Raw genomic sequence first — 24,365 nt, 5'->3', positions numbered from 1 at the left:
CCAAAATAATTATCTCTTTGGGTATGAAATATTCTTATGGTTCATTTCATCATTAAAATATTCTGAAATTAGGTCTGCCTGATAAGGGTGAAAACGGCCAGGGAATGGCTACGAAAATGAGGATTAAGCCAATGGTAAACCAAACAAGCATTGTCTTAAATTTCTTCTTGTCCGTTTGCTGTCGCTTTGCCTTTGCCGAGCCGATAGTTACCAGCACAATAGCCGTTAGCATTAAAATAATATGAATTAAACCATAAAAAGTCAGCTCTAAGTTTTGAAAACTACTTTCCTTTTCCTTCCAAAAATATTTGACTATCGGACTCTGCGTATAAAGGATGATGCCAATCATTAGTTGAATATGGGCAACCGTAGCCGTCCAGTGGCGAAAAGCATTGTCCGTTTTGGAAAAAGGCTTGTCGTTCAAATAACCAACAAATGCTCTGTAAATAGAATACAACAAAAAGGCTACAACAAGCCAGCGAATTAAAGAGTGAAAGACTAATAAAGTTGAATACATTTTATGCCGTAATTGTTTTTTGTTTTCTGAATACGTTCCAAATGGTAGGTGCACCAAAGAAAAACCAAATGGCTAAAACAGCGTCGCACACGGCACAACCGGCAGACGAAAGTGGTGCAAAGTGAATGATGGGATCACCGTATAGATGATGCATAATGTCCCAGCCTGTATGCATTAGCCAACCAATACCTATGAAATAGTAATGCTTGAGGGCTTTGAAAGCAACAAATAGCATGGCTGCACCAAATACATATTCCCAGACGCCTAATCCGCCGCTCCAGTAAACTCCGCCTGCACCGGCAATGATGATGGCGTTGATCTTTTGTCGGGAGGGTTCTTTCACAAACGACATGATGATGATAAATACCAAACCAATCAACGCTGCAACGAATGCATTGGTGATTGTAAATTCCGGAATGATGTGATGATGTGTATGCATATTTCTTGTTTTTATGTTTGAATACAAAGATAAAAAAAACATACTAATTAGTATGTTTTTTGATTAAAAAATATTTTAGGGCGTTTAGTTGATTTGTAATTTTCCTTTAATGTGTAATAACTAACACTTAATCTGACAGGTAGGGTTTTCCTAGGCATTTACAATGAAAATGAATTTATAAAATCGGATGCGGGTTTAGCATCCGATTTTTCATTTCCACCGGTCAGACTATCCCTGACGGGTTGCTCCCCAGCAGAGCCCGTTTCCGTTTGTTCTGACACGTTAAAGTTAGGATTTTGTCCGAACTGTAAGTCTATGTTTTTCTCTTTTGCCAAAGATTTGCTGTCCATCCAGGTCTGCATGGGTGTTTTGCCATAGCAGTACCTCCCGCTGTGGGTTCTTTCCTGATTGTAAAAAGTGGTCCACAGGTCTACGTCTGTCTGCATTTCCGCGATGCTCCTGTATATTTTCTTACGGAAAGCAATGGCATAGAACTCTTCCTGCATGGTTCTGTGGAAACGCTCGCATATGCCGTTTGTCTGGGGACTTTTGGCCTTCGTCCTAGTATGGTCTATGTCTTCGATATTGAGGTATAGTTGGTATTCATGGTGTTCCCTGGCCCCGCAGTATTCCGTACCCCTGTCCGTCATGATCCGCAGCAGGTCTATGTTCTGTTCCTGATAAAAAGGAAGGACTTTGTCATTGAGCATGTCTGCCGCCACCAGGGCATTTTTCCGGTCGTACAGCTTGGCAAATGCCACTCTGCTGTAAGTGTCTATAAAGGTTTGCTGATAGATTTTGCCTACTCCTTTGATGTATCCTACATAATAGGTGTCCTGGCAACCCAGATAACCGGGATGGTATGTTTCTATTTCCCCGCGGTTTTCCTCTTCCTGTTTTTTCCTTTCCATCGCAGCAACCTGGCTGGCTGTCAGGATCAGACCGTCCTGGGCAACTTTGGCGTCCAATGCTTTCAGCCTTTTCTGGAACGTTTCAAGATCATGCCTCAGCCATACTTGCCGTACGGTAGAGGGAGCTATACTGTTTCCTCTTTTGCTAAGCTCATTGGCAGCCCTTAACTGGCCGTGGGCCGGTTGCTCAACCGCATATGCCACTACCACGCTCTCCAAGGAGGGATCTATCCGGTTTTTCAGGATAGGTTTGCTTCTGCTGATTTCTTTTAAGGCCAACTCACCGCCTTCTTCATAAAGCTTCTGAAATCGATAAAAACTGTCACGGCTGTAGCCCATCACTTTGCAGGCTTCACTCACATTACCCAATTTCTCCGCTAACTTCAATAGTCCCATTTTGGGCTGGATCAACTTTTGTGTCTGATTCATAATCTGACTTTTTTGGAGATTAATAATTTAACATATTATGTCAGATTAAGTTTTGGCTAATACATTTAATGAGATAGATGTTTTTTTTTATCAGAAGTAATCAAAAGTACATAGATATGTGCAAACCAACCGCTGCGCATTTGTCAACAGGGGTTGAAGCCTTTGTGACTTCCTTTGGGTAAGTGATAACGCTGCACTAAGTTACGATGAAGCTTCGTGATGTTTGAGTTTTATAGGTTGAGGTCGGCAGTATTGTTACACGAACTTCATAGGATATCTTGTTTTTATTTGTCCTCGGGCTATTTTTTTGAGTTTCCCTTCCAACAGTTTTTTGGTCAGCGGTTTCAGGTAGTCAAGATATAATATCCCTTCTGTGTGGTCGTATTCGTGTTGTATCATTCTTGCGGTAGTTCCGCTGAATGTCTTTCTCTGCGGTTCAAAATCTTTATTGTAATATGCTATCGTAATAGTCCAAGGCCTTTTTACTTTTTGTGATAATTCCGGAATACTCAAACAGCCTTCTTCGTCTTCCCAAAGCTCTGCCGAACGTTCAATGATTTTTGCATTGATGAATGTTTCCTTTATTCCGCTATCATTTTTCTCAAAATAGATTTCTTGGTCTTGTTCATCGAGATTTTCAAAAGTCGTTTTACTGTCCACGATAAATAGTCTTATGGGAAGTCCTATCTGTGGTGATGCCAATCCGCAACCATTGGCATTTTCCATAGTTTCCCACATATCGGCAATTAATTTATCCAATTCAGGATAATCCTTTTCGATGTAGTTGCATTTCTGTTTTAAGATATGGTGTCCGTATGCTAAGATGGATCGTTTCATTATTCTTTGGATTTTTCAACAAATTTCTAAAGAATAAACATGGTAGGCAATGAACCTATGTTAAGTATTTGCGCACGGATTCCGTTGATTTTCAACGATGTTCGTGATTGCTATGCAATTTGCCTGCGTATCCGGCTCAAAGCCTGTGGTGTTATCCCGATATAGGAAGCAACGTATTTTAATGGAATAAATTTTAAAATATCGGGTTGTTCATTGAACAGGTTTAGATACCTTTCTTTTGCCGTATGTTTTAAAAGCGATAATTCTCTTTTGCTTTTTTGCAAAAACAGTTTCTCCGACACAAAACGCCCTAAATAGTTTCCTGCTTTGGTCTCTGCATATACTTTTTGCAAATCATCATAAGATATTTGCCAAACCACGGTTTCCGTCAATGCCTGCAATTCGTATTCAGATGGTGTCTGGGTCAGGAATGAATTGTAAGCACAGGTAAATTCTTTATCAAAACAGAAATTAAAAGTCAGTTCGTTTTCATCATCTGGAATATAAAATCGAACGATGCCTGTTTCTACAAAGGAAAGGTATTTTTCTGTTTCGCCCTGTCGTGTGATGGTTTCGTTTTTGGCAAAAACCCTCCTGTCAAAGTGGGAAGCTATAAATTCCCATTCTGTTTCCTGCAATTTTAGTATCCGCTCGTAGTATTCTCTGATGTGCCCCATAAAAATAATCTCTTTTCAGTTCCTTTCTTGAAAAAGAAAATACAAATTTAATGTTTTTATAAAAAACCGTTTTTTGTGTGGATATCTCATAACGTGCCACCTATTGCCAATACGGTGTTATGTGCATACCTTTTTGGCAAGTCGTTTAGTGTCGCATACTAAACAATTTAATACACAACGGAATAAGTCCGATTGAAACAGCTATGAAAATGGCAACTCTCACATAGTTGAGTGTCTGCCAAAGTGATGTTCTGCTGATTAAGTCTTTGGCTAATGACGGATTTTCTGCTACTTTTTGAAAGTCAATGATGTTGGGTGCAAAATAGGAAAGTGTCCAAACCCTCGCTGCAAAATGAACGGCAAACAAAATCAATAACCAATTTCTTACAGGGTCAATTTTCCAACAAAAAATAATGGCAAGTATGAAAGTTAATTCGTGTAGTGAATGGAAAACTATCCAAAAAAATTTCAAACTTGCTCCTTGTCCGTCTAACAAAAATTTAAAGTTACCGGGTGGTGAAGCCGTCCATTTCGGAACAAAAACAAGAGTTTCAAAAATCTGTGCCCCATTCATTAAAAAATAAATGAGGGTCGTAATGCAAAGCCATAGTTCGGCTCTTGTTAAGTATGTTGCTGTTATATTTTCCATTTTTCCCATTTTATTTATTGTTTAAATTATCTGTTGTTTCATTCATTATGGTGGTTGCTTCTACAAAGTATCGTTCAATGATATGGATTTCTTTTTCAGAAAACGAATTGATAAGAGCTGTCGTTCTTTGTTGCAGTTCATTGAAAATCGGTTGTAAAAGTTTCATACTATTTTCAACATTCGGAATGATAATTACCTTTCGCCTGTCGTCTTTTGTAAACTGTCTTTTCAATAACTTTTTCTTTTCCAAACGGTCAATTAAACCTGTAACCGCACCTGTTGTAAGTCCTGTCAGTTTAGCAATTTCGCCTGCGGTTAATTCTTTGTGTTGAAGTATTAGTCCTAAATACTTGTGGTCTGCTCCTGATAAACCTGCCTTTCGTGCAATGGCTTCGTGCATAAAAATGGAAGCATCAGAATACTGTCGGCTTGCAGTTCTGAATTTTTCAATTATGCTGTTTGGTTGCTTTTCTCTCATATTCTAAATATCTTAGTTACAAAGATAAATAGTTTCTAAACAATAATCCAAGTGTTTTGAACAGACTTTTTAGAAATGTTGGAAAATGTTGGTCGGTTGAAGGTCTGTGCGGTGGTTGATCAAGGTTGCACATAACTTTGTTAATCTACGGTAAAACACCAGCAAAAACATTGCTTTCAGCCATTTTATATCACTATATCACGGTTGCAAGGAAGTATTCTCTTTCGTATTTTTCAGGTCTTTGCTACTAAAAAAAATTCTCCGCTTGCTGGTAGAAGGTCGTCGGTTCTGTTCTTAAAGTATTTTTCCGTCATATCTTTTGTGGAGATTGTCTGTATTTCTTTTAAACCTACTTTTTCAGCGAGTTTTACAGTTTCTTCAACCGAAAAAAAACTTACAAAAGGAGTACCTGAAGCTGCCGCTCCTTTTATCGACATTTCCATTAATGGCTTGTCCTCTTCATCAAGTAATTCCAATGGCAGATAAAAGGCCATTGCAATAGTAGAACCAGGTGCAAGCAAAGTCATTTTTTTCAGTGTGTCGGTAATCGCTTCTTTGGTAAGATAAAGCGTAACACCGATACAAGACACAAAAGCCCTCTGTTTAACATTAAAACCTTTATTTAATAGCTCATCCCACCAAGATGAGATTTCAAAATCGACAGGTACAAAGTGGAGATTGCCGGGGATTTTATAGCCGTTTTCAATCAGCTTTTCTTCTTTCCACGTTAATGTGTCGGGTTGGTCAATTTCATAAATATCAACTTGCGAACTGATTTCCGTATTTCGTTGGGCAAAACTATCCAATCCTGCACCAAGTAAAACGTAAATTGTCATCCCAAAGATTTTTAGAATGATAGACCAAACTATTCCGCCATTTGAGGCTTCCAACCTACCTTTTCCGACCATAATTCTGCACCACTCATAATAACATCAAAGACTGGGTCTTTAATATCGTAATAAGCATCAATATCATTTTGAAAATGTTTGGCCAGTTGTTTCTTTATTTCTTCATAGGCTTTCGCAGCATAGGGGTGCGCCCTTAAATAATCTCTGCACAAAAGAGCATACCGCTGATTGAAGGAATGTTGCAGTCTTACATGTAAATTTACAGCAGGCTCGTTGGAGATGAAGAACCATTTTGATAGTTGTTTTTCCGATAAATGGTCATATCCTTGGGGTCTATGGTCAGATAATATGTGATGTAATCGTTTATAGCCGATTCTATTCAACCCTCGCTCTATTTCGTTAGTGAATTCAGCAACGGTAACTTGAATGTCAATTATATTTTTTGCGGCTAAATGAGGAACACTTGTGGATCCAATATGGTGCACCGCAAGTGCGTTGCCTTCCAAAGCGTTTTGTATCTTCTCCTTTTGCTGTAAAAAGTCCTTTGCCCATAATGCGTTATAAGCTACAATTTCAATCATAATTAATTTTTCTATTTATACGATACCCGAGAATTTTGCATTGTTTGAGTATTACCATTAATACCATCTATTAAGCGAAATTTCAATAAGAGTCAATATCCATCAAATGGTAGTCTTTTGTCCACTTGTCATCTACCACAATACACTTCGTATTTCAGAATGGTTTCAAGTCCTGATGGGTTACATATTATACATACCTTCAAGCCATTTTTCTATTTCTTTCATTTTATCGGTATTTAAGTTGTAATATATTTCCCTTCCTTTTGGTTGCTGAATTAGCAGGTCGCATTCAGCCAAAATTTGCAAGTGCTTAGAAACAGCCTGCCGGCTTGTATGAAAATGTTCTGCAAGGGCGTTTGGTGTCATTGCACTTGTTGTTAGCAGGAGTATAATCCCTCTCCTTGTCGGGTCGGCAATAGCTTGAAATATGTCTCTACGTGTTTCCATTTTTAATTTGCTACCAAGTGATTGTAAATATAAATGCAAATACTTGTTGCGCAAATTATTTTTGGATTTTTTTGATATGCCATTATTGCACCAAATGGCGTAAATAGGGGTCGTTCTGAATGCGTTTCATTTCACTTACAACAATATGCAGGATATCGGATTTTATACGTTTATAATTACTTTCAATTTCCTGCTTCATTTTATCCTCGCCCTGCTCATCAACAAAAGAAAGGATTTGTGGTATCTTCTGATAAACTTGAGCCTCGGTGGCTACCTTTTCATTATCCACTACAATTTCAGCGTGGAAGATTTTCTGCTCGATACGCTCATCATAGTTATCCGATACAGAACCGACAAACATACCCTGTGTGAGCGTTGCGATTTTGGAAGCCGGAATAAGGCTGTCTAATTGTGTAGATATAGAAGTTGATTTATCATTTCGGTTAATAGTCATACTTTGGCGTTTCTGCAATACCTTACCAAAACGTTCTGAAAGGCTTTTTGCCGTTTCGCCAACCACTTGACCACTGAATATATTACCAACCGTGTTCTGTATTACTTTGCTCTCTTTGTCGCCGTAATGTTCATGTTAGCGGTTCGTTGTTTTCTGTCGTCCATTCGATTTTAGTGTTTATGTTTTTATGTCTTCGCAACCAAGAAAAATTCTCCACTTGCAGGAACAAGATTGTCGGTTCGGTCTTTAAAATATTTTTCTGTCATATCTTTTGTTGAAACGGTTTGGATTTCTTTCAAGCCTATTTCGTCTGCAAGTTTTGTGATTTCTTCAACGCTGAAAAAACTTACAAATGGCGTTCCCGAAGCTGCCGCTCCTTTTATCGACATTTCCATTAATGGCTTGTCTTCTTCATCAAGTAATTCCAATGGCAGATAAAAGGCCATTGCAATAGTAGAACCAGGTGCAAGCGAAGTCATTTTTTTTAATGTGTCCGTAATGGCTTCTTTTGTCAAATAAAGTGTTACACCTGTGCAGGAAACAACGGCTTTTTTGTTAGTGTCAAAACCTTTGTTTAAAAGTTCAGTCCACCAAGATGAAGTTTCAAAGTCCACGGGAACGAAATGTAAATTGTTGGAAATTTTGTAGCCGTTTTCAATTAATTTTTCTTCTTTCCAAGCCAACGTGTCGGGTTGGTCAATTTCATAAATGTCAACTTGCGAACTGATTTCTGTATTTCGTTGAGCAAAACTGTCAAGTCCTGCACCAAGTAAAACGTATTGTTTTATTCCGTTGGCAATTTCTGTTTTTGCAACATCTTCAACAAATCGGGCACGAGCAACGATAGAAGCACGAAGTCGTTTGGTGTATTTCATATCAGGACGTTCTTGCCAATCATCATCAGGTGCAATTAACTTGAATCCTATTTCATCTTCAAATACATGAGGTTTTGCATCTGTCTGAACGTGTAATGCTCTCCATAATGAGGTTCTTACTGCGGTATTATCCGGCTTTATGACTTTATCTATTCCCATTTCCTTATTTTATAATTAATATCAAACGTAATTACAATGAAGCTATTTTTTAGCATGTAATCCAATCATATTCCCCTCTGTATCTTCTATTAAAGCAATAGAACCAAAATCCCCCACGTTCAACTTTCGACGAATAACTTTTCCGCCGGCAGCTTCAACACGGTTTAATGCTGTATTGATTTCTTCGGTTGCAAAATAAATTAAAACACCGCCAATACCGGGTTTTGCTTCATCCATTCTAACAAGCGCACCGCCAATCTCTTGCTTGTTTTCACTGCTTTCAAAAATGGCATACCTCATTCGGCTGTGTCTTTCGTTGTTCACTGTCGTTTCATTAAATCCGCAGTCAAATACTGTTGTGTAAAATTTCTTTGCCCTGTCAAAATCGGATGTATAAATTTCAAACCAATCAATTGCTCTTTTCATTTTAAACTGTTTTTGATTAATTCAACAAAGTTAAAGTCCCCCGTTTTTTGAAAATTGGATAAAACCGACAGTACTAAAACTTCAATTCCGGAAAATTGGGCAATTGTTCGTTTGCATTAAGAAGAAATGACTTTGGAGTCGTGCCTGTAAAATATTTAAAATCTCTGATAAAATGAGATTGGTCAAAATAATTCTCTAAATAGGCTATTTCCGTAAGAGCATTAAAGTTAGCCGTTCTTAGCGTTTTTAAAGCTGACTGAAAGCGACAGATTCTTGAATACAACTTTGGGGAAATGCCTATATATGATTTAAACAGACGTTCTAACGAGCGTTCTGATATTCTCAAATCGGCTTGCACCTGTTTTAATTCCTGACCTTTTTGAAACTGGTTTAACGCAAATTTTACTTTATCATTTTCACCTTTACAGTCTGTTGTTTGTTGTAAGAAAAAATGTTCTAAAACCGCTATTTTTTGTTCTAATGTTTGTGTATTTAGAAGTTGGTCATTTATAGTGGTTTTAACTAAATCATTGATGTCAGTGTGTCGTTGCGTTAATTCAATTGCTTCGATTCTGAAAACAGATCTTAAAGCTGCGGGTTGGAAACTGACACCAATATTTCGAAAACTACCCGTTGCCGTAAGTTGTGAGTACTGAGTAGCTTGCCCAAATAAGAAAGATTGGGGTAATGTTTGCTTGTCTTTATCGTAAAAGACCGTGGGATTTTCCTGAAAAATCATACCCGGTACGCCCTCGGGAATTATTTTGAATTTTCCAATAAAAGCAGTGCTCGTATTTTCCATTATAAAGAAAAAACGAATATGTTTTCGGAGGGGTGGTACAGGCTGTATTATTTTGATATCCATCATGATGTTTTCTAACAAATTTAGCAAAATTAAGTACAATCATCCCAACCCCTCCGTGTTTATATAGATACAATTTCAAGTTGATTTTCTTTTTGGCGAATTTAATTTTTCAATTCCAAATTCCATTCATTTCAGTTAGAATCATCGGTTTACCGTCTGTAACGACGATGGTATGTTCGTGTTGCGCCATAAAACCGCCTTTGTTTCCCACCATTGTCCAACCATCATTTAATTCTGTTGCATAGGTTGAAGTTGTGGTAATAAACGTTTCAATGGCAACCACTGAATTTTTTCTAAACCGTCTTTGGTCAAATCGGTTTTTGTAGTTCATTATTTCATCGGGTTGTTCGTGCAAACCCCTTCCGATGCCGTGTCCACCCAAATTTTTAACGACCTTGAAACCTCTTTTCTTGGCTTCGGTTTCCATGATGTGCCCGACTTCTGAAATTTTTACGCCACCCTTAATATTAACGATGGCTTTTTGTAGGATTTCTTTGGATGCATCCACCAATTTTTGATGTTGGTTGATGTCTTCTCCAAGTACAAATGAACCACCATTGTCCGACCAAAAGCCGTTAAGTTCGGCAGAAACGTCAATGTTTACCAAATCGCCCTCTTTTAATATTCTTTTCTCGGACGGGATGCCGTGGCAAAATTCATTGTTCACACTTATGCAAGTCCATCCCGGAAAGCCATAAGTCAAATAAGGTGCGGATTTTGCACCGAAATCCGAAAGTATTTTCGCACCAAAGTCGTCTAGTTGTTTTGTAGTGATACCGGGTCTTGCATAGTTCCGCATTTCTTTCAAAGTGTAAGCAACTGCCTCGCTTACTTTCTGCATTCCTATTAATTCTTCGTGTTTTGTTATGGACATCTTTATTTAGATGGTTGCTTTTACATTGCAAATTTAATAAATATTAACCTTTATAATCCTTTTTTGCCTTCTAACCAATAGCCATGCAGATATACTTTGCTCTTCGTTGTATCTTTTATAACTTTTCTAAAGGTTTGAGCTGATTTTACATTTCCTGTGAGGATAAACTTGATATGAGCTTCATTTTGAAGAGGAAATACGGGCAATTGCTTTATCCAATCCTCGTTTTTAAATAATCCTGTTTTGGGATAAACAATAACCGACTCCAGTCCCAAGATTTCAGGAATTTTTAGATTTTCCTCGTCTAATTCAAAAATAAACTGAAATATATGCTTGTTTTGCTTTAATACAGGAGCAAATGATTGTGCCAATCCCAAAGAAGACTCATCTCCAAAAATAATGTATTGCTGAAAGGATGAATCATAATATTTTATCATCGTACTGGGTTTATTTAAAGATAGTACGTCGCCCGGTTGCAAGGCGTTCATGTAATCAGCGCCACAACCTTTGCCATGAAGGTGAACGATAAACTCCATACTTTGTGTTTCCTTATCAAAATTTGAAACAGTGTAGCGTCTAACTTCGGTTTCTGTTACTCTGAAATCAATATATGCACCAACAGTCAATTTTACTTTGTCAAAGACTCCGGACATCCGAATTTTCTTTACTGATGGTGATAAGAAAACGGTTTCATCTACTGTTACGTCGGGAAGTTTTGTCGTAAGTAAATCAACGGTATCAAATAACCATTTGGGAGCTCTTGGCATAATGTTATTTATTTTAGTTATGCAAATAACTGAAGAATTGATAAACCGAGAAAGTATACAATAGAGGTAAGTATTGGACTAAACGTGGTTTTTGTTCTTGAATGTCGAAGCAGTCATTCCGGCAACTTTAGAGAACAATCTCGAAAAATACGGGTAATCATCATAGCCCAATTCGTTTGCAATTTCTTTTACGGATTTGTCGGCATAGTACAGCAGGCGCTTGGCTTCTAAGACAACCCTCTGTTGAATGTGATAAGAAACGGTAAAACCAGTTACTGTTTTTACACATTCATTAAGGTAGGCTACTGAGATGTTTAATTTTTGAGCATAATCGGAAGGGCGTTTCCAAACTTTGAATTGTACTTCCAGCAGTTTTAGAAAGTCATAGTGTATTCGTTCAAATCTGGAAAGCTGTTCTTGTGACTGCAACGATTTTAGGTAAAAAGAAAGATATAGGCCGATGAGGGCATTAGAAGCATTCTTTAATGAATGGAAATAGAATTTATCCTCCTTTTTATCATGAAGATTAGCACATAATAAGAAAGCCTGTTCTAAAATATTCATTTCATCAGATCTTAGGTGCAGGGGATGTGGCGTAATGATTCCCTGGAGATATTTATGGAGGTTTTTATCAATAAGTTCTTGCTCCATTACCAATAAGAACATTTCTATTTCATCGATATTCAGTATTCTATGCACCTGATTGGGAGACTGATACAAAACGGACGGATGTTTTATTTGGTACTGTTTAAAATCCAGTTCCACAAGAGATATTCCTTTTAAATGCAATCCCAAAACATGGCTGTTATGCCGATGTGCTTGACCCGATTCAACATTTTCATCAAAGGTTTCCGAAGTTATTTTGGTTACAAATATTCCGGAATTCTCCTCCATATTAAAAGAATGTGTGGGAATGTTACTTATGGGAGTTTCCATTTTATTGACAGGAGTTATTTGTTGTTATTATAACTTGAATATGGGGAATGGCTGTGGTTAGGTAGCGAAGAGCATTGTCCATTTCGGACAATTCTCCTGTTCGTTTATATACAATATGATGTGAAATATGAACCCTATCAACGCTGTACCCAATGTATTGGTTACTGTATTTTAAGAATGATGTTTGCATATTTTATCTGACTTGCAAATTTGAATCTTAAAAATACCATTCGGTATGTTTTTTGAGAAAAATTATTTCAAACTATCCAAATAGATTTTAAGTTGTTTTAAATAAGATACATACACTTTTTTGCTGTTCTCTAATTTTCCCAAATTCCGGATGCCCCAATAGCCCGACATAACAAAGATAGTTACCTGTTTCGCATTTACGTCCTTACGGATCGTACCGCTTTTCTTGCCTCTTTCGATGGTAGCGGTTATTGCTTTTGTCCATTCTTGAGTTAATTCATTCAAAGCCTTATTAAATTCCGAATTCCACGGGGTCATTTCTTGCGTAAAATTGGATGCGGGACAACCGTATTCCACTTTCAGAAAATCATTTTTCATTAAAAGATTGTCCATTAGGTTATAAATTGCATCTAATGGATTCTCTTCGGTTTGAAGTGGCTCAATAAAACTATTTGTAAGTGTCGGCTTTAGGATTTCGTTGATGATGGCAAGTCCCATTTCGTCTTTGGTTTTGAAATGGTAGTAAAAAGCCCCTTTGGTAACTTTTGTCGTGGCAATAATGTCGTCAATGCTTGTCGTCTGATAACCTTTAACATAAATCAGTTCAAACGCTTTCTGTAAAATCATCAACCGTGTTGCTTCCGCCTTTTTCATAATAGATACTGCTTAGTATTTATGCAAAGGAACGAAAAAAATATCGGATGATTTTCGGAATTCTAACTCTTATTATTTTGAGGTGAATTACTTTTGAATAATCGGGTTTATTTTTCTTCTATCAAATAAGTCATACGTGTCTCTTTAATTTCTCATTTCGTTTGCTTGTTGATTCATTTTTTCTTTGTTATCCAACCCATATAAATTGACGATTAAAAAAAGCGAAGTGGAATTATAGCCAATCTAAGAGTTCATATAGGGATGCTCTACTGGCTTGGCATTACTCATGTGTTTTCTGAATCGCCTGACGTACAAAATATAATAAAAATTGAATGCTTAACAAAAATATTAAATATGCTAAACCCAATGTCCATTGATCACTAATCGTAATGAGATGTACCACAAGATAGCTAGTTATGGAAAATACGATAAAAGACCCACCTCCGGCTAACCCACCTGCGGTAGCGGAAAATTTGGGCTGACTTGTGATAGCGTACGTGAAATAAGTATTATAAGTAAACCCTTGCCAAAAATGAATCAAAAACACAAAAAGCATCATAATGTACAATTGGTGAAAAATGCTTGCTGTAAATAGCATCACTGCTACAATGAGTAATTGAGAAATGTTCGCTAATTGTAGCTTGTTATAGAGGGGTTTGTTGACCAACTTTTTACTCAAAAATCCTCCCCCAAAAATAGCCAATCCCGATATTAAAGCACAATAACCGGAGTACAATGCAGAAAGATGATATTCATGCTCCACAATAAATGGAATACTCATCCCAAAAACCATTACCATGCTATAACTTAATCCCAATACAATAATTCCAAGACTGAAATCAGTCGCGTTCATCAAACGATCGTACATGGAAAAAATATACCTCAGTTTAAAGGGATGTTTTTCACGGATGGTTTCACCACTGTATATCCATTCCAAAACAAGCATAATACTTGCATATAAGGCCAGAAAATAAAAATTGGCACGCCATCCAAAACTTTCTTGTAAAAAGCCTCCCAGAAATGGTGCGAGTATTGGTGCAGCTGACCATACAACGGTTACCAGACTAGTGTAGTGCTTTCGTTTATCTCCAGTATATACGTCCACAAAAAAAGAACGTTTACATACCGCAATAAAAGAAATGGCTATACCCTGTATAAAACGCATCCCAAGGATAAAGGTTAAGTCGCTGCTAAGTGCTATCCCTAATGAGGACAAAATCAAAACAATCAGAGATATGATGTTAATCTTGTATCTGCCAAAGCTGTCAGAAATACTTCCAACAAACAATTGCGATATACCATAACTAACTATAAATAAAGTTAATGTCAATTTAATATTAGATTCGCTAGTCTGTAGGTCATATGCCATGTGAGGAAATGACGGAATGTAAACGTCCATAGCAAAACCAGACAGTGGGACAAGTGCAAATGCCAAAACAGTACTGATACCTTCATTTTTCTTTTTAAGTCTTCTCATCTTACTTTATCTCATTTTTAAACAAGCAAAATTAGAAAGCGATTGAAGGGGATTTATTAAAAGATTCAAACAAGGTTTTACGAAAATCAAATATTATTCATTTCTTTCAATCTGAATTCTGTGGGAGAAATGCCAATCTTTTTCTTAAAGAACAGGGTAAAATGCTGTACATATTCAAATCCTAAAGCTTCAGCTATTTCAGAAATGTTCCAGTCAGAATATTGTAGCAAACCTTTAGCCTCAGCAGTAATTCTTTCGTTTATCAGCTGTGTAGTAGATTTACCTGTTTGCGACTTCAAACAGTGATTTAAGTGATTGACATGGACGTGGAGTAAATTAGCAAAATCGGAGGGCGTTTTTAGCCGAATAGGATTCAGAGGAGAGTCAACCGGAAATTGGCTTTGCAACGCATTGACAAACTCATTGACAATCCTGCTTTTTGCGTCTTGTTTTAACTCTACCGGATTATTTATAGACTGTGTCCAAATAACCTGATAAGCAATGAGCTGAAGCCACTTTTGTACAACTTCTTTTCTGTACTCAAAATCACTGTGGTAGGCATTGTAGAGTTGTTCAAAATAAAAGAATAGCAAACGATAAGTGTCTTGTTCTAAAAGCAAGAAAGAGGTCTGACTTGCATTTAAAGTACGAGTCAATAGTTCGAAGATTGGCTTTAAATCATATGTTAGGTATTCGTCATTAAATAAGCAAATAAATCCTGTTTGCTCTTCATCTAATAATTTCCAGCCATATTCCATATTAGGTCGGGAAAAGAAAATGCAAGGTTTATTGATGATAACATTTCCTTGTTTTGTTATTAACTCTGCACGGTTATCAAATAAGGTAATTTTCCAGTAATCACGTCGGGCAAAAGGCAAACCACCTACACAACATTTTTCTTTCTTCCTCAGAATATTAAAATGTATAGGACACCTACTTTGAATTAGTAAGTCTTCAGGTACTTTTTTCTTCGTTATTTGGTAATATTCTTTTAATGATTCTATATTTTCCATATTTACACAATTCAAATATAATGTGCTACTGACAAACATTCATTTGATATTAAGGGACTAAATCATCATAAAGTATAATATTCAAATTTATCAGTATTAGACATAGGAAGAGAGCTTATTACATTTCAAGGTGCATTTAACGGCTTTTTTTTGGGGGGGCGAAGACGGGGATTTTTAGCACGTACTTTCTTGCGAAGCACGGAGGAGCTACAGATATAGCGAAAACTTTCATATGAGGATGTTCTTCCCGGCTCTTGTAAAACCGATGTTGCCAGCGCGGGCTTTTGTATTATCGGTTTGTCGTAATTTTCTTTCTATGTTTTTGTCCCCAGTCGGCTAATGCAGAAACAACGTCTTTGAGTGTTGAGGCGTATTCTGTTGGACGATACTCTACAACAACAGGCGTTTTATCTGCGTGAACTACCCTCTTTACTAAGCCATTCATTTCCAACTGTTTCAATTCGTTTGAAAGCACCCTTGCCGAAATGCCTTTGATTACCCGTTGTAGTTCATTAAAACGGCAATGTCCGCTTTCCAATGCGATGACTATCCGTAGTTTCCATTTTCCGCCCAATACATATAGAGCGTCCTCAACGGCATCTATATTTTTTGCACAAGCCGTGTGCGAATACACTATTTTTTGCCCCATACTTTTCTTTGCAGTAACCTATATATTACTACTAACCTTTAGTTTACTACTAATAATTTATTAGCAAATGTAAGTAAATTAGCAACATCAAAACAATAAAAAAATGAAAGCAACAAAAATCACGTATTACATTACGACAGGGCTTATCTCAATCAATATGCTTTTTTCATCCTACGCCTACCTGACAAATCCTCAACTAAAATGGGCATTTGAGCATTTAGGTTTTCCCGATTATTTCAGAATAGAATTGGCTATCGCCAAATTTCTTGCTGCAATTGCCATTTGGTTGCCTTTCCGTTTGGTGCGAGAAGCGTCTTACATCGGCTTGGCAATCAGTTTTGTTTCGGCAATTATTGCTCACATCGTTGTTGGCGATGATGCTTTCCATACGATTGCACCTATTGTGGTTTTGGTAATACTTGTTGTGTCGTATGTAACATATCACAAGTTGCCCAAAACTGTTGTCGGAAAGTCTGAATGATTGTCTGTCGGCGCAGTGAACAGTCTTTCGTTGTTTTTTTCAAGTGTCGGACTGTACGGTCGTTTAGTCTTGCTGGTAACTTTAGTTTAAGCTTCCTTTTACTCTATTTCAGATTATCGCTTTCCCGTTACATAAGCTACATTTGCTTAATGCATAGAACAATTTTTACAAATACCCACTATGATACAGTTCATTCGTTGTACCGTATAACCATTTGGGACTGAAAAATCTATTAATGTTGGCAGACACTCGATAGTCTCGCATTTTACACAACGAAAATGAAAATGATTCGCAGGAATCTTATCATTATCACAGCTCACGCACATAGCAAAATACTGTTTGCCATCATCAGCTATTATTTTATGAACTATTTCGTCTTCACAAAGACGATTTAATATACGGTAAACAGTTGCTCTATCTGCTTTAACCCCCATTTGTTGTATTATAGTATCTTGGCTCATTGCCCTTCTTTTTCTTGTCAATACCGATAGAACAGCACCTTTTGCCTCTGTATTCCTTCGTTTAAACATTGTACAAAAATATTCTAAAAATTATCGCTATAAAATTACAAAAAATTAATGCGACAATGTCGCATTAAAAGAAATTTATCTAATTTTGTAAAGGGAAAAATATGAGCTGAAAACATGAGCAATACATTCACAAGACGTGAAATCATCAAACAAGGCGGGCTTGCATTAACCGCATTAGCATTGCCTTTTCCATTAACAATATTTTCAAAATTTAACAGTATGACAGACAATAATCAATTCGATGTAATCATCATCGGCGGAAGCTATGCAGGACTATCTGCGGCAATGGCCTTAGGTCGTTCGTTACGTAACGTGTTAATCATTGACAGTGGAAAACCTTGCAATCGCTATACGCCGCATTCGCACAATTTCATTACACAGGACGGGGCTGTTCCCGGAGAGATTGCGGCAAAAGCCAAAGAACAAGTATTGCAATACGATACCGTGAAATTCTCTGAAGGCTATGCTACGAAAGGCAAGAAAGCTGAAAATGGTTTTGAAATCACTATACAATCCGGAGAACAATTTTCTGCGAAAAAGCTAGTTTTTGCAACCGGAATAAAAGATGTCTTTCCCGATATAAAAGGTTTTGAAGAATGTTGGGGCAAGACCGTCATTCATTGTCCGTACTGCCACGGCTATGAATTTAAAGGAACCCAAACCGCTATTATCGCTAATGGGGACAGGGCTTTTCACCTTGCATCGTTAGTCCATAACCTGACCGATAAAATCACGATTGTTACCGGAGGTAAAGCCGATTTTAAAGATGCACAATTTGCCAAACTGAAAAATCATCAAATCAAAATCGTTGAAAAAGCCGTGAAAGCAATCCGCCACCAAAACGGAAATATGACAGCATTGATTTTTGAAGACGGAACGAAAGAAAACTTTGGTGCAGCCTATGCGGCCATTCCGTTTGAACAACATTGCAAAATTCCGATAGATTTAGGTTGTGAGGTCACAGAAACGGGACATATAAAAGTGGATATGTTTCAACAAACAACGGTTCCGGGTATCTATGCTTGTGGCGATAACACCAATCCTTTGCGTTCGGTGGCTAATGCGGTTTCAACTGGAAATATTGCAGGTGCGGCTATAAACAACGAATTGACCGAAGAAGAATTTTTATAGAAATCAACTTATACCTATATCTTGCTCTCAATTACAGACTGTAAAACCTAAAATTAGTTTGTAAATATGAAAACATTTTTCATAGTGTTGTTTTAATAAAAGTGCCTGTATTTCATGTCTTTCCTAAGGCATGAAGAATTGCATATTTGATTGTGCGAGCGCCTATTTACTATATAAAGAGAGGCTATCTTGGGGTTTTTAGATAGTCCCTCTTTATTCAGCAACAATGGTAATTAAATATTTTTCATTCCGTAGAATTTACATCACAAAGAATTAAAACCGCTATTGCTATAATAGCGATTCCATTTTGAGGAGGCTACTGACAGAAAGTACTTATCAGCTCCGCCACTTTTTCAGGAGTCTGAAGCATCATAAGATGTCCGACATTAGGAATAATGACCATTTCAGCATTTGGTATTTTTTGCAAAACCTCTTGTCTTAAACGATCCGGAGAATCAACAATGTCATTTTCTCCGGCAATCACCAATGTAGGAATTTGAATATTTGGTAAACATTCGGAAACATCTTCGCCTAAAGCTGACTCAGGCCAGCTACGCCTGGACGCCGTACTATGGTGCAGCATATCTTCAGTTACTTGCTGTTTGCTCTCTGATGATAAATCATTAGCTTTAAAGACTTGTTCAATGGTTTCGGTGATGTTTTCCAATGAAGTATATGCGGTTGTCATTTTTTGTTTCATTTCTTTAGGCAGTATTGTTGGTGTAGCAGGCGATGGAGCGACAAGAATTAACTTTCTAAGTCCTTTAGGGTTACTACCAGCTATTACTTGTGCAATTTTTCCGCCCATAGAATGTCCAACCAAAATATAATCATCAAGGCCCATGATTGCTACCAATGCTAATACATCTTCGGCTAAAGACCGAATATCATAGCCGGACTTTGGTTTATCAGATCTGCCCCATCCCCGTTGGTCGAACCTGACACAACGGTATTTTGTGTACAGTATATCTGTTACCGGTTTCCATGTTCTTGATGAACCTCCCCAAAAATGGATAAATAATAATGTAGGGGTTTTGTCTCCCTCATCGGCTACGAATAATTGAACGTCGTTTACTTGATAAAACATGATTTTTTGTTTTTGAATTTTAAGACAAAGGTCTGCCCTATACAGAAGTTAGGAAAGGTGAAAATGTGCCGTATGATGATAATTTACATCCCCATTGTCTGACGATAATATGCACGGAAGGCAAGAGGTGTCTTACCTGTATGCTTTCTGAAGAACTTAATAAAATTTGTAGGTTCTGTAAAACCAAGAGAATAACCAATTTCTTTTCCTGCACTTATATCATACATTAGCAACCGTTTTGCTTCCAGTAGCATCCTTTCATCCAAAATACGTTTGGGCGTTTTACCTGTGAGTTGTCGGGTAGCTCTGGAGAGAACCTTTGGAGATACATATAATTGCTCTGAATAATAAGAAACTGGCTTTTGCTCTTTAAAGTGCTCTTCTACCAACTTATTAAAATCAAAGAATATTTCCTTGTAAATTTCGTTGGTTGATGGGGAGCTTATACCATCTCCAATTGCCCTTTCTGCTTGCAACAAAAAACTCTCAAGGTAATTTCGTAAAAGGATTGGCTTAAATCTGTCATGTGGAGTTTTATCCTCTTGCTCCATGAATGTCCAAAGTGTTTTCAATTCTTCAGAAACACTCAACGTGCAGTGCTGGGAACTGCCGAATGTCTGGAATAAAGGAGTCCTGTTCAAATACTTTACATCATCATCATTTCTACAGAAAAATGCATCAGTAAAAAGTAACACTTTAGCCTTGAAGTTTTTTCCCTGATCAAAAAACTGTACGCTGTCTTTTCCTACAAAAAGCAAACTTTCTGGTTGCACTTTTATCGGCGTAAAATCTACCTGATGTGTTGGATTTCCTTCCTGAAACCACAAGACGCAGTAAAAAGAAGCTCTGTGAGCTGTTGTCAGGTTGGCACTTTTGGCTACATAGTCCCTATCTATCGGTATAATTTCCATACCGATGGAAATTTTATCATCGAATTGAAGACTCTTTATTTTTTGAGAAAGCATGACTATAGACTATACAACGATATGCCGAAAATAGTAATTTTGATAAAGTAAATTGATCCTTTTAAATTGGATTTGTAAAATATGTTGCCCATGAGGACACATACAGGAATAAAAAGATACTGTCTCAAAAATCCGAAACAGCATCTTTTTTTTCGATAAGGCGGACGATGGAGAATAAAATCAAACATGCAATTCTCAGGTACCTCGAAAACCTTTTTGTGGAAACAACATCATCTTCAGTATAGCCGACAATTCCTTTCATATCATTTTCAGCAGTTTGCTTTACGGCATTTTATATTCTTCATAGGAATGCAGGATGCCTCAGTCGGAATATTATTCAATCCCTAAAAAAGGAAAGGAGAATATTTAATAAGGCTTCGGGCTGTTCTTCCGGAACGAAATGACCACAATCCTTAACATTCTCAAACCGTGGGCTGTCAGATAAGGCAACAGCAACATCCTTCATCTTATCACCCACCGCAAATTCTCCACCAATCGCTAGCACGGGCAAAGACAGTTTTTGCAGCAAACTTCTATTTGTTTTAACACTTTCCGTATAACTCCGATAATAGCCTAATCCCTCCGATATCCTGTCTTGATATAGTTGCGCATAATATGTAATATCATCTTCCGTTATAGCGGCTTTTACAAAGCTTTTATTATTGAAAAACCAGGTGATATATTCCTTCACATGTCCTTGGATAAGGAATTCCGGCAAATCGGGTACCGCATGGAAATAAAAATGCCATGATTTTTTATAGTTGTCGAATGAGAAAAAAGAATCTGGCAGGATACCGGGAATTCCGGCATCGATTAAAACCAGAGATATCAGGTCTTCCGGATATTTTAGGGCATAGGTAGACGCTACCCAACTTCCGATATCATGGGAAACAAGATTAAAGTGCGAAATATCCAAAGACGTTAAGATTTTACGAATCCAACTGGCAACAGTATCTGTATCATAGTTATCTAATCCGTCACTTTCGCCAAGTCCGGGCAAATCAATCGCCAGCACATAATAATTAACCTCTAATGCTGAAATGATTTTTCCCCATATTTTTGATGTTTCAGGCCATCCATGTAATAACACGATTGCAGGGTTATGTTTTTGACCTGCTGAATAATAAGCGAACCTTTTCCCTTCAAGTTCCAAATACTTCATTTTTATATTCATTGCTTCTTCTTTTTTTATGTAAAAGTCGGCTGTTAAACAACATAAATCATTGTAGATTTATTTCTTTTTTTTGTAGGTTTGTTTTTTCAAGTCTATCTAAAGATGAAACTTGTTCAGTTTTTACCGCTGGTTATTGAAGATTACGAGGATGACATTCAACATTTTCCCAAGCACAGCCATAATTATTATGAAATTGTCTATATTTTTAACGGCACAGGTGTCCATATTCTGAACGAAAAGCGATTGTATTACGAACCGAGGGATGTCTATTTAATTTCGCCGACCGATCATCACGTCTTTGAACCGGCAACGATCACGCATTTTACAATTTTGAAATTCAGCCTTAATTACATCACGCTGCATCCAGCTTTTAATGGTGATTTGAAAGTAGTTGACCAAATAAAACACCTCATGCACAATCTTTGGATAAAAGAAAATAAAATTCAAATAACCCCACCTTATGATCAGATTATTGAACGCACGTTTACGAATATGGTAGATGCCAGCAATGTAACACAACAAATCAATTCAGTTTGGCTATACCATCAGTTTCTATCCATAATGAATATCCTTCGTACTAATATTTACCATTCATTAGGTCGACAGCCTCTCTCTGGTAATATTGATAATCTCTTAGATTATATCCACGAGCATATTTATCAACCTAAAATGCTACATATAAGAAATATAGCAAGTCGTTTTCACATTTCAGAAAGCTACTTTAGTAATTATTTTCGGAAAACCTATGGTCACTCGTATAGGGATTATATCCAGCGCTATAAACTGAATCTGATTGAAAGTCGATTAATGACTTCCAATGTCAACATGAAAAAAATAGCCGAAGAATTCGGATTTCATGATGTCAGTCATTTTTACCAATATTACAAGACTATGAGAAACGACAGTCCCATCAACTTCAGAAAGAAATCTTTACTTAATCAAACTCAAAAAGATTAAATAAAACCAACATTTCAGACCTTTATATATAGTCCATTAGCGGCATTAGTCGCTAAAGCACAGTACTGTTGTAATCACCTTGATTTGTTGACTTTGGTTTTAGGCACGAATGCCTTTGTATATATAGCAATCTCTTTATCATCCAAGTTTACAGAAAGGATTTCATTGTAACATCAATATAAAAGAGAATATATGCGTTTAGCGGAAATGATGTAAAATAAACCACGATCTTTTCTTGTGTATGCCAAGGAACTTCATCCCTTTTGGTTTTCTCAAGTTTCACATATTTATGCAATAATGACGGCAAATTGTCATTATTGATCATTTTTCACTCTATTATATCAATTTTAACGAACAAAGGAAGCCAAAGGCTTTCCCTTTGGCTCTATTTATAGTTTTTCATTTGCTTTAATTAATCAACTAAACCAATGAACATTTTAGATAGTTTTTTCGGGGCGGTTAGCATGGCATCATGTCCTGTAGCAATTTCCAGATATTGCCATTTTAGATTTTTATCGGCCAAAACTTTTTCGCTCATCTCTTTCATAATTGGCAATTGCGGATCTGTACAAGCGATAAAAACCAAAGGCAATCCGTTTCCATAAACATGATCTAAATGCAATACTTGTGCAAACGTCCCAAAAGGTTGTGGTGTAATGCGCTCTTCTACCCATTTAACCAGATTAGGTTCTGTAACGCCAAATAATGCTACGTCAAAAGGTTCAAAATGTTCTTTATTACGAATGTTTTCCATCTGAATTTCACGAACAGGTTCGGGCTGCATCGAAATAGGGCTCATACCATTTTCAACAATCATCGCATCCAAGAAAATCAACTTATGTAGACGCTCGGGAATTTGGTCTGCCACACCTGCAATTACAGCACCTGCATAACTATGCCCCACCAAATATACATCGTGTAGATCCTCCATTTCAATCAAATTCACGATGTCCCGAATATGCGTACTGATATCTATATCATCATTAATCAAATGTTTTCTGTCACCCAATCCCGTAAGCGAAGGAGAGTACACATTGTAGTGTTTTTGGGCTAGCTCCTTTTCTACTTCTTGCCAACACCAACCGCCATGCCACGCACCATGTACCAAGACAAATGTGGGTTCGTTTTTATGTGGTTGTGCTTGCGTAAATGTAAAGCTGCTTATCATTAAAAGCAGCATGAATAATACTTTAAATTGTTTCATTTTTTATAAATTTGTATAATTAAATTAAACAAGGCAAAAGTAAAAACATGCTTTTTTGAAGGCAATAACTCATCCTGAAGTGAGTCGATAGCAAATGATTTATTTCAACATGGCAACCCCAAGAAAAGAATCTTCTACCAATACCGAAAACCTGCAAACACTAGCTGAAGCTTGTGATGTTAATGAAGTTTTGGCTCAGATTTCCTTACGTTGGAAGATGCAAGTTTTGTATTGCATAGCCGAAGGTATTTCGCAGTTCAGTACCTTGAAAAAAGCTTTTCCTACGATGTCGGATCAAACATTGAGCATCCGGTTGAAAGAGTTAAAAGAAGAGTTTTTGGTTATCGCAGAACCCGTTGAAAACACCACACCACCACAGATTAGGTACATCCCAACCGAGAAAGGCACACAATTGTTGAAAATTATTCTTGACCTCCATCATTGGGGACTCAAATGGAAAATGGTAGGTACTAATTATTGTACCATGAATTTGCCAAGACTGATGGAAGAAGACAGAAAAGAGAAGTGACGTTTTTAGCTATCCATAAAAAACGTATCAGTTTTCGAGAGAGTACTGAAGATAATTGAACCCCTCATTTGCATTATCCAAAAGATACAGAGTTAGCTATGTGAACTTTATTGTCTCAGGTATTCGTCCACAATGCTTGCAAAAGCCGTTTATCTA

29 protein-coding genes and 2 pseudogenes are annotated in these 24,365 nt (G+C 37.1%); 4 read left to right on the top strand and 27 right to left on the bottom strand.

The genetic code is table 11. From position 1 onward, the window contains the following. Positions 1–52: 52 nt before the first annotated feature. From OK18_RS04245 to OK18_RS04145, 21 genes and pseudogenes are all read right to left on the bottom strand, one after another. On the bottom strand, positions 53–517 hold the full coding sequence (locus OK18_RS04245; protein ID WP_053327205.1) for a hypothetical protein: 465 nt from the start codon (positions 515–517) through the stop codon (positions 53–55). A 1-nt stretch (position 518) separates the two neighbouring features. After that, on the bottom strand, positions 519–956 hold the full coding sequence (locus OK18_RS04240; RefSeq protein WP_053327204.1) for a DUF6010 family protein: 438 nt from the start codon (positions 954–956) through the stop codon (positions 519–521). A 314-nt stretch (positions 957–1,270) separates the two neighbouring features. Further along, positions 1,271–2,296, bottom strand: a pseudogene (locus OK18_RS04235) (IS481 family transposase); the annotation flags it as partial. Between the two features lie 255 nt (positions 2,297–2,551). After that, positions 2,552–3,133 carry a peptide deformylase gene (gene def, locus OK18_RS04230; RefSeq protein ID WP_053327203.1) on the bottom strand — a complete coding sequence of 194 codons (582 nt, stop codon included), beginning with the start codon at positions 3,131–3,133 and terminating at the stop codon, positions 2,552–2,554. Between the two features lie 110 nt (positions 3,134–3,243). Beyond that, the gene (locus tag OK18_RS04225) at positions 3,244–3,810 is read right to left on the bottom strand and encodes a Crp/Fnr family transcriptional regulator (RefSeq protein ID WP_013632699.1); all 567 of its coding nucleotides are present in this window, start codon (positions 3,808–3,810) and stop codon (positions 3,244–3,246) included. A 145-nt stretch (positions 3,811–3,955) separates the two neighbouring features. Beyond that, the gene (locus OK18_RS04220) at positions 3,956–4,459 is read right to left on the bottom strand and encodes a hypothetical protein (protein WP_041537358.1); all 504 of its coding nucleotides are present in this window, start codon (positions 4,457–4,459) and stop codon (positions 3,956–3,958) included. A 10-nt stretch (positions 4,460–4,469) separates the two neighbouring features. Further along, on the bottom strand, positions 4,470–4,937 hold the full coding sequence (locus OK18_RS04215) for a MarR family winged helix-turn-helix transcriptional regulator (RefSeq protein ID WP_013632702.1): 468 nt from the start codon (positions 4,935–4,937) through the stop codon (positions 4,470–4,472). Between the two features lie 233 nt (positions 4,938–5,170). Continuing rightward, positions 5,171–5,773, bottom strand: a complete 603-nt coding sequence (locus OK18_RS04210; protein ID WP_228377693.1) for a class I SAM-dependent methyltransferase — start codon at positions 5,771–5,773, stop codon at positions 5,171–5,173. A gap of 29 nt (positions 5,774–5,802) precedes the next feature. Beyond that, entirely contained in the window at positions 5,803–6,366 is a 564-nt protein-coding gene (locus tag OK18_RS04205; protein WP_053327202.1) for a GrpB family protein, read from the bottom strand. 180 nt (positions 6,367–6,546) lie between these two features. Continuing rightward, positions 6,547–6,813, bottom strand: coding sequence for an ArsR/SmtB family transcription factor (locus tag OK18_RS04200; protein WP_053327201.1), 267 nt, complete (start codon positions 6,811–6,813; stop codon positions 6,547–6,549). A gap of 82 nt (positions 6,814–6,895) precedes the next feature. Then, positions 6,896–7,393 (bottom strand): annotated as a pseudogene (locus tag OK18_RS04195) (conjugal transfer protein TraG); the annotation flags it as partial. A 59-nt stretch (positions 7,394–7,452) separates the two neighbouring features. Next, a complete protein-coding gene (locus OK18_RS04190; RefSeq protein WP_053327199.1) occupies positions 7,453–8,301 on the bottom strand; it encodes a class I SAM-dependent methyltransferase in 849 nt (282 codons plus the stop codon). 42 nt (positions 8,302–8,343) lie between these two features. Next, on the bottom strand, positions 8,344–8,727 hold the full coding sequence (locus OK18_RS04185; RefSeq protein ID WP_013632704.1) for a VOC family protein: 384 nt from the start codon (positions 8,725–8,727) through the stop codon (positions 8,344–8,346). 73 nt (positions 8,728–8,800) lie between these two features. Next, positions 8,801–9,610, bottom strand: a complete 810-nt coding sequence (locus OK18_RS04180) for a helix-turn-helix transcriptional regulator (protein WP_156173220.1) — start codon at positions 9,608–9,610, stop codon at positions 8,801–8,803. 91 nt (positions 9,611–9,701) lie between these two features. Continuing rightward, on the bottom strand, positions 9,702–10,466 hold the full coding sequence (gene map, locus OK18_RS04175) for a type I methionyl aminopeptidase (RefSeq protein ID WP_053327197.1): 765 nt from the start codon (positions 10,464–10,466) through the stop codon (positions 9,702–9,704). 50 nt (positions 10,467–10,516) lie between these two features. Continuing rightward, complete coding sequence (locus OK18_RS04170) at positions 10,517–11,233, bottom strand: FAD-binding oxidoreductase (protein WP_053327196.1); 717 nt, start codon at positions 11,231–11,233, stop codon at positions 10,517–10,519. A gap of 78 nt (positions 11,234–11,311) precedes the next feature. After that, positions 11,312–12,169 (bottom strand): AraC family transcriptional regulator, encoded by an 858-nt coding sequence (locus OK18_RS04165; protein ID WP_082129133.1) that lies wholly within the window; start codon positions 12,167–12,169, stop codon positions 11,312–11,314. Between the two features lie 252 nt (positions 12,170–12,421). Beyond that, the gene (locus OK18_RS04160; protein ID WP_013667836.1) at positions 12,422–13,012 is read right to left on the bottom strand and encodes a TetR/AcrR family transcriptional regulator; all 591 of its coding nucleotides are present in this window, start codon (positions 13,010–13,012) and stop codon (positions 12,422–12,424) included. 280 nt (positions 13,013–13,292) lie between these two features. Then, a complete protein-coding gene (locus tag OK18_RS04155; protein WP_053327194.1) occupies positions 13,293–14,489 on the bottom strand; it encodes an MFS transporter in 1,197 nt (398 codons plus the stop codon). Positions 14,490–14,575: 86 nt separating this feature from the next. Continuing rightward, positions 14,576–15,502 (bottom strand): helix-turn-helix domain-containing protein, encoded by a 927-nt coding sequence (locus OK18_RS04150; RefSeq protein ID WP_053327193.1) that lies wholly within the window; start codon positions 15,500–15,502, stop codon positions 14,576–14,578. 289 nt (positions 15,503–15,791) lie between these two features. Beyond that, positions 15,792–16,136 carry a winged helix-turn-helix transcriptional regulator gene (locus tag OK18_RS04145; RefSeq protein ID WP_228377692.1) on the bottom strand — a complete coding sequence of 115 codons (345 nt, stop codon included), beginning with the start codon at positions 16,134–16,136 and terminating at the stop codon, positions 15,792–15,794. A 118-nt stretch (positions 16,137–16,254) separates the two neighbouring features. Between OK18_RS04145 and OK18_RS04140 the strand changes: the two genes are divergently transcribed. Continuing rightward, the gene (locus OK18_RS04140) at positions 16,255–16,632 is read left to right on the top strand and encodes a DoxX family protein (RefSeq protein ID WP_053327192.1); all 378 of its coding nucleotides are present in this window, start codon (positions 16,255–16,257) and stop codon (positions 16,630–16,632) included. Positions 16,633–16,778: 146 nt separating this feature from the next. Here OK18_RS04140 and OK18_RS04135 read toward each other — a convergent pair whose 3' ends face one another. Then, positions 16,779–17,162, bottom strand: a complete 384-nt coding sequence (locus tag OK18_RS04135; protein ID WP_053327191.1) for a Fur family transcriptional regulator — start codon at positions 17,160–17,162, stop codon at positions 16,779–16,781. 219 nt (positions 17,163–17,381) lie between these two features. On the opposite strand from OK18_RS04135, the gene OK18_RS04130 reads away from it, so the two are divergent. Continuing rightward, a complete protein-coding gene (locus tag OK18_RS04130) occupies positions 17,382–18,293 on the top strand; it encodes an NAD(P)/FAD-dependent oxidoreductase (RefSeq protein WP_053329287.1) in 912 nt (303 codons plus the stop codon). 316 nt (positions 18,294–18,609) lie between these two features. Here OK18_RS04130 and OK18_RS04125 read toward each other — a convergent pair whose 3' ends face one another. The 4 genes from OK18_RS04125 to OK18_RS04115 all read right to left on the bottom strand — a co-directional run bounded on the left by OK18_RS04125 (position 18,610) and on the right by OK18_RS04115 (position 21,519). Beyond that, positions 18,610–19,380 (bottom strand): alpha/beta fold hydrolase, encoded by a 771-nt coding sequence (locus tag OK18_RS04125; protein ID WP_049038291.1) that lies wholly within the window; start codon positions 19,378–19,380, stop codon positions 18,610–18,612. Positions 19,381–19,463: 83 nt separating this feature from the next. Continuing rightward, positions 19,464–20,291 carry a helix-turn-helix domain-containing protein gene (locus OK18_RS04120; protein ID WP_167336349.1) on the bottom strand — a complete coding sequence of 276 codons (828 nt, stop codon included), beginning with the start codon at positions 20,289–20,291 and terminating at the stop codon, positions 19,464–19,466. A 178-nt stretch (positions 20,292–20,469) separates the two neighbouring features. Beyond that, positions 20,470–20,607, bottom strand: a complete 138-nt coding sequence (locus tag OK18_RS21075) for a hypothetical protein (RefSeq protein WP_156173219.1) — start codon at positions 20,605–20,607, stop codon at positions 20,470–20,472. Between the two features lie 75 nt (positions 20,608–20,682). Beyond that, positions 20,683–21,519, bottom strand: a complete 837-nt coding sequence (locus OK18_RS04115) for an alpha/beta fold hydrolase (RefSeq protein ID WP_053327189.1) — start codon at positions 21,517–21,519, stop codon at positions 20,683–20,685. 102 nt (positions 21,520–21,621) lie between these two features. Between OK18_RS04115 and OK18_RS04110 the strand changes: the two genes are divergently transcribed. Beyond that, a complete protein-coding gene (locus OK18_RS04110; protein ID WP_053327188.1) occupies positions 21,622–22,476 on the top strand; it encodes an AraC family transcriptional regulator in 855 nt (284 codons plus the stop codon). A 412-nt stretch (positions 22,477–22,888) separates the two neighbouring features. On the opposite strand, the gene OK18_RS04105 is transcribed toward OK18_RS04110, so the two are convergent. Then, positions 22,889–23,680 (bottom strand): alpha/beta hydrolase, encoded by a 792-nt coding sequence (locus OK18_RS04105; protein ID WP_082129131.1) that lies wholly within the window; start codon positions 23,678–23,680, stop codon positions 22,889–22,891. A 109-nt stretch (positions 23,681–23,789) separates the two neighbouring features. On the opposite strand from OK18_RS04105, the gene OK18_RS04100 reads away from it, so the two are divergent. Continuing rightward, complete coding sequence (locus OK18_RS04100; protein WP_049038296.1) at positions 23,790–24,209, top strand: winged helix-turn-helix transcriptional regulator; 420 nt, start codon at positions 23,790–23,792, stop codon at positions 24,207–24,209. Positions 24,210–24,365: the final 156 nt, after the last annotated feature.

The organism is Chryseobacterium gallinarum (assembly GCF_001021975.1).
Taxonomy (GTDB): Bacteria; Bacteroidota; Bacteroidia; order Flavobacteriales; family Weeksellaceae; genus Chryseobacterium; species Chryseobacterium gallinarum.
Note: the sequence above shows the minus strand (reverse complement) of the source record. Positions and strands in the feature narration are given on the sequence as shown.

Excerpts from the sequence above, each read along its gene's own strand:
- OK18_RS04130 (WP_053329287.1), top strand. The coding sequence starts at position 17,382 with ATGACAGACAATAATCAATTCGATGTAATCATCATCGGCGGAAGCTAT.
- OK18_RS04165 (WP_082129133.1), bottom strand. The coding sequence starts at position 12,169 with ATGGAAACTCCCATAAGTAACATTCCCACACATTCTTTTAATATGGAG.
- OK18_RS04120 (WP_167336349.1), bottom strand. The coding sequence starts at position 20,291 with ATGGAAATTATACCGATAGATAGGGACTATGTAGCCAAAAGTGCCAAC.
- OK18_RS04100 (WP_049038296.1), top strand. The coding sequence starts at position 23,790 with ATGGCAACCCCAAGAAAAGAATCTTCTACCAATACCGAAAACCTGCAA.
- map (WP_053327197.1), bottom strand. The coding sequence starts at position 10,466 with ATGTCCATAACAAAACACGAAGAATTAATAGGAATGCAGAAAGTAAGC.
- OK18_RS04215 (WP_013632702.1), bottom strand. The coding sequence starts at position 4,937 with ATGAGAGAAAAGCAACCAAACAGCATAATTGAAAAATTCAGAACTGCA.
- OK18_RS04105 (WP_082129131.1), bottom strand. The coding sequence starts at position 23,680 with ATGAAACAATTTAAAGTATTATTCATGCTGCTTTTAATGATAAGCAGC.
- OK18_RS04140 (WP_053327192.1), top strand. The coding sequence starts at position 16,255 with ATGAAAGCAACAAAAATCACGTATTACATTACGACAGGGCTTATCTCA.
- OK18_RS04110 (WP_053327188.1), top strand. The coding sequence starts at position 21,622 with ATGAAACTTGTTCAGTTTTTACCGCTGGTTATTGAAGATTACGAGGAT.
- OK18_RS04125 (WP_049038291.1), bottom strand. The coding sequence starts at position 19,380 with ATGTTTTATCAAGTAAACGACGTTCAATTATTCGTAGCCGATGAGGGA.
- OK18_RS04115 (WP_053327189.1), bottom strand. The coding sequence starts at position 21,519 with ATGAATATAAAAATGAAGTATTTGGAACTTGAAGGGAAAAGGTTCGCT.
- OK18_RS04155 (WP_053327194.1), bottom strand. The coding sequence starts at position 14,489 with ATGAGAAGACTTAAAAAGAAAAATGAAGGTATCAGTACTGTTTTGGCA.
- OK18_RS04160 (WP_013667836.1), bottom strand. The coding sequence starts at position 13,012 with ATGAAAAAGGCGGAAGCAACACGGTTGATGATTTTACAGAAAGCGTTT.
- OK18_RS04210 (WP_228377693.1), bottom strand. The coding sequence starts at position 5,773 with ATGACAATTTACGTTTTACTTGGTGCAGGATTGGATAGTTTTGCCCAA.
- OK18_RS04200 (WP_053327201.1), bottom strand. The coding sequence starts at position 6,813 with ATGGAAACACGTAGAGACATATTTCAAGCTATTGCCGACCCGACAAGG.
- OK18_RS04135 (WP_053327191.1), bottom strand. The coding sequence starts at position 17,162 with ATGTTTAAACGAAGGAATACAGAGGCAAAAGGTGCTGTTCTATCGGTA.
- OK18_RS04190 (WP_053327199.1), bottom strand. The coding sequence starts at position 8,301 with ATGGGAATAGATAAAGTCATAAAGCCGGATAATACCGCAGTAAGAACC.
- OK18_RS04150 (WP_053327193.1), bottom strand. The coding sequence starts at position 15,502 with ATGGAAAATATAGAATCATTAAAAGAATATTACCAAATAACGAAGAAA.
- OK18_RS04245 (WP_053327205.1), bottom strand. The coding sequence starts at position 517 with ATGTATTCAACTTTATTAGTCTTTCACTCTTTAATTCGCTGGCTTGTT.
- OK18_RS21075 (WP_156173219.1), bottom strand. The coding sequence starts at position 20,607 with ATGAAAGGAATTGTCGGCTATACTGAAGATGATGTTGTTTCCACAAAA.
- OK18_RS04240 (WP_053327204.1), bottom strand. The coding sequence starts at position 956 with ATGCATACACATCATCACATCATTCCGGAATTTACAATCACCAATGCA.
- OK18_RS04170 (WP_053327196.1), bottom strand. The coding sequence starts at position 11,233 with ATGCCAAGAGCTCCCAAATGGTTATTTGATACCGTTGATTTACTTACG.
- OK18_RS04225 (WP_013632699.1), bottom strand. The coding sequence starts at position 3,810 with ATGGGGCACATCAGAGAATACTACGAGCGGATACTAAAATTGCAGGAA.
- def (WP_053327203.1), bottom strand. The coding sequence starts at position 3,133 with ATGAAACGATCCATCTTAGCATACGGACACCATATCTTAAAACAGAAA.
- OK18_RS04185 (WP_013632704.1), bottom strand. The coding sequence starts at position 8,727 with ATGAAAAGAGCAATTGATTGGTTTGAAATTTATACATCCGATTTTGAC.
- OK18_RS04220 (WP_041537358.1), bottom strand. The coding sequence starts at position 4,459 with ATGGAAAATATAACAGCAACATACTTAACAAGAGCCGAACTATGGCTT.
- OK18_RS04205 (WP_053327202.1), bottom strand. The coding sequence starts at position 6,366 with ATGATTGAAATTGTAGCTTATAACGCATTATGGGCAAAGGACTTTTTA.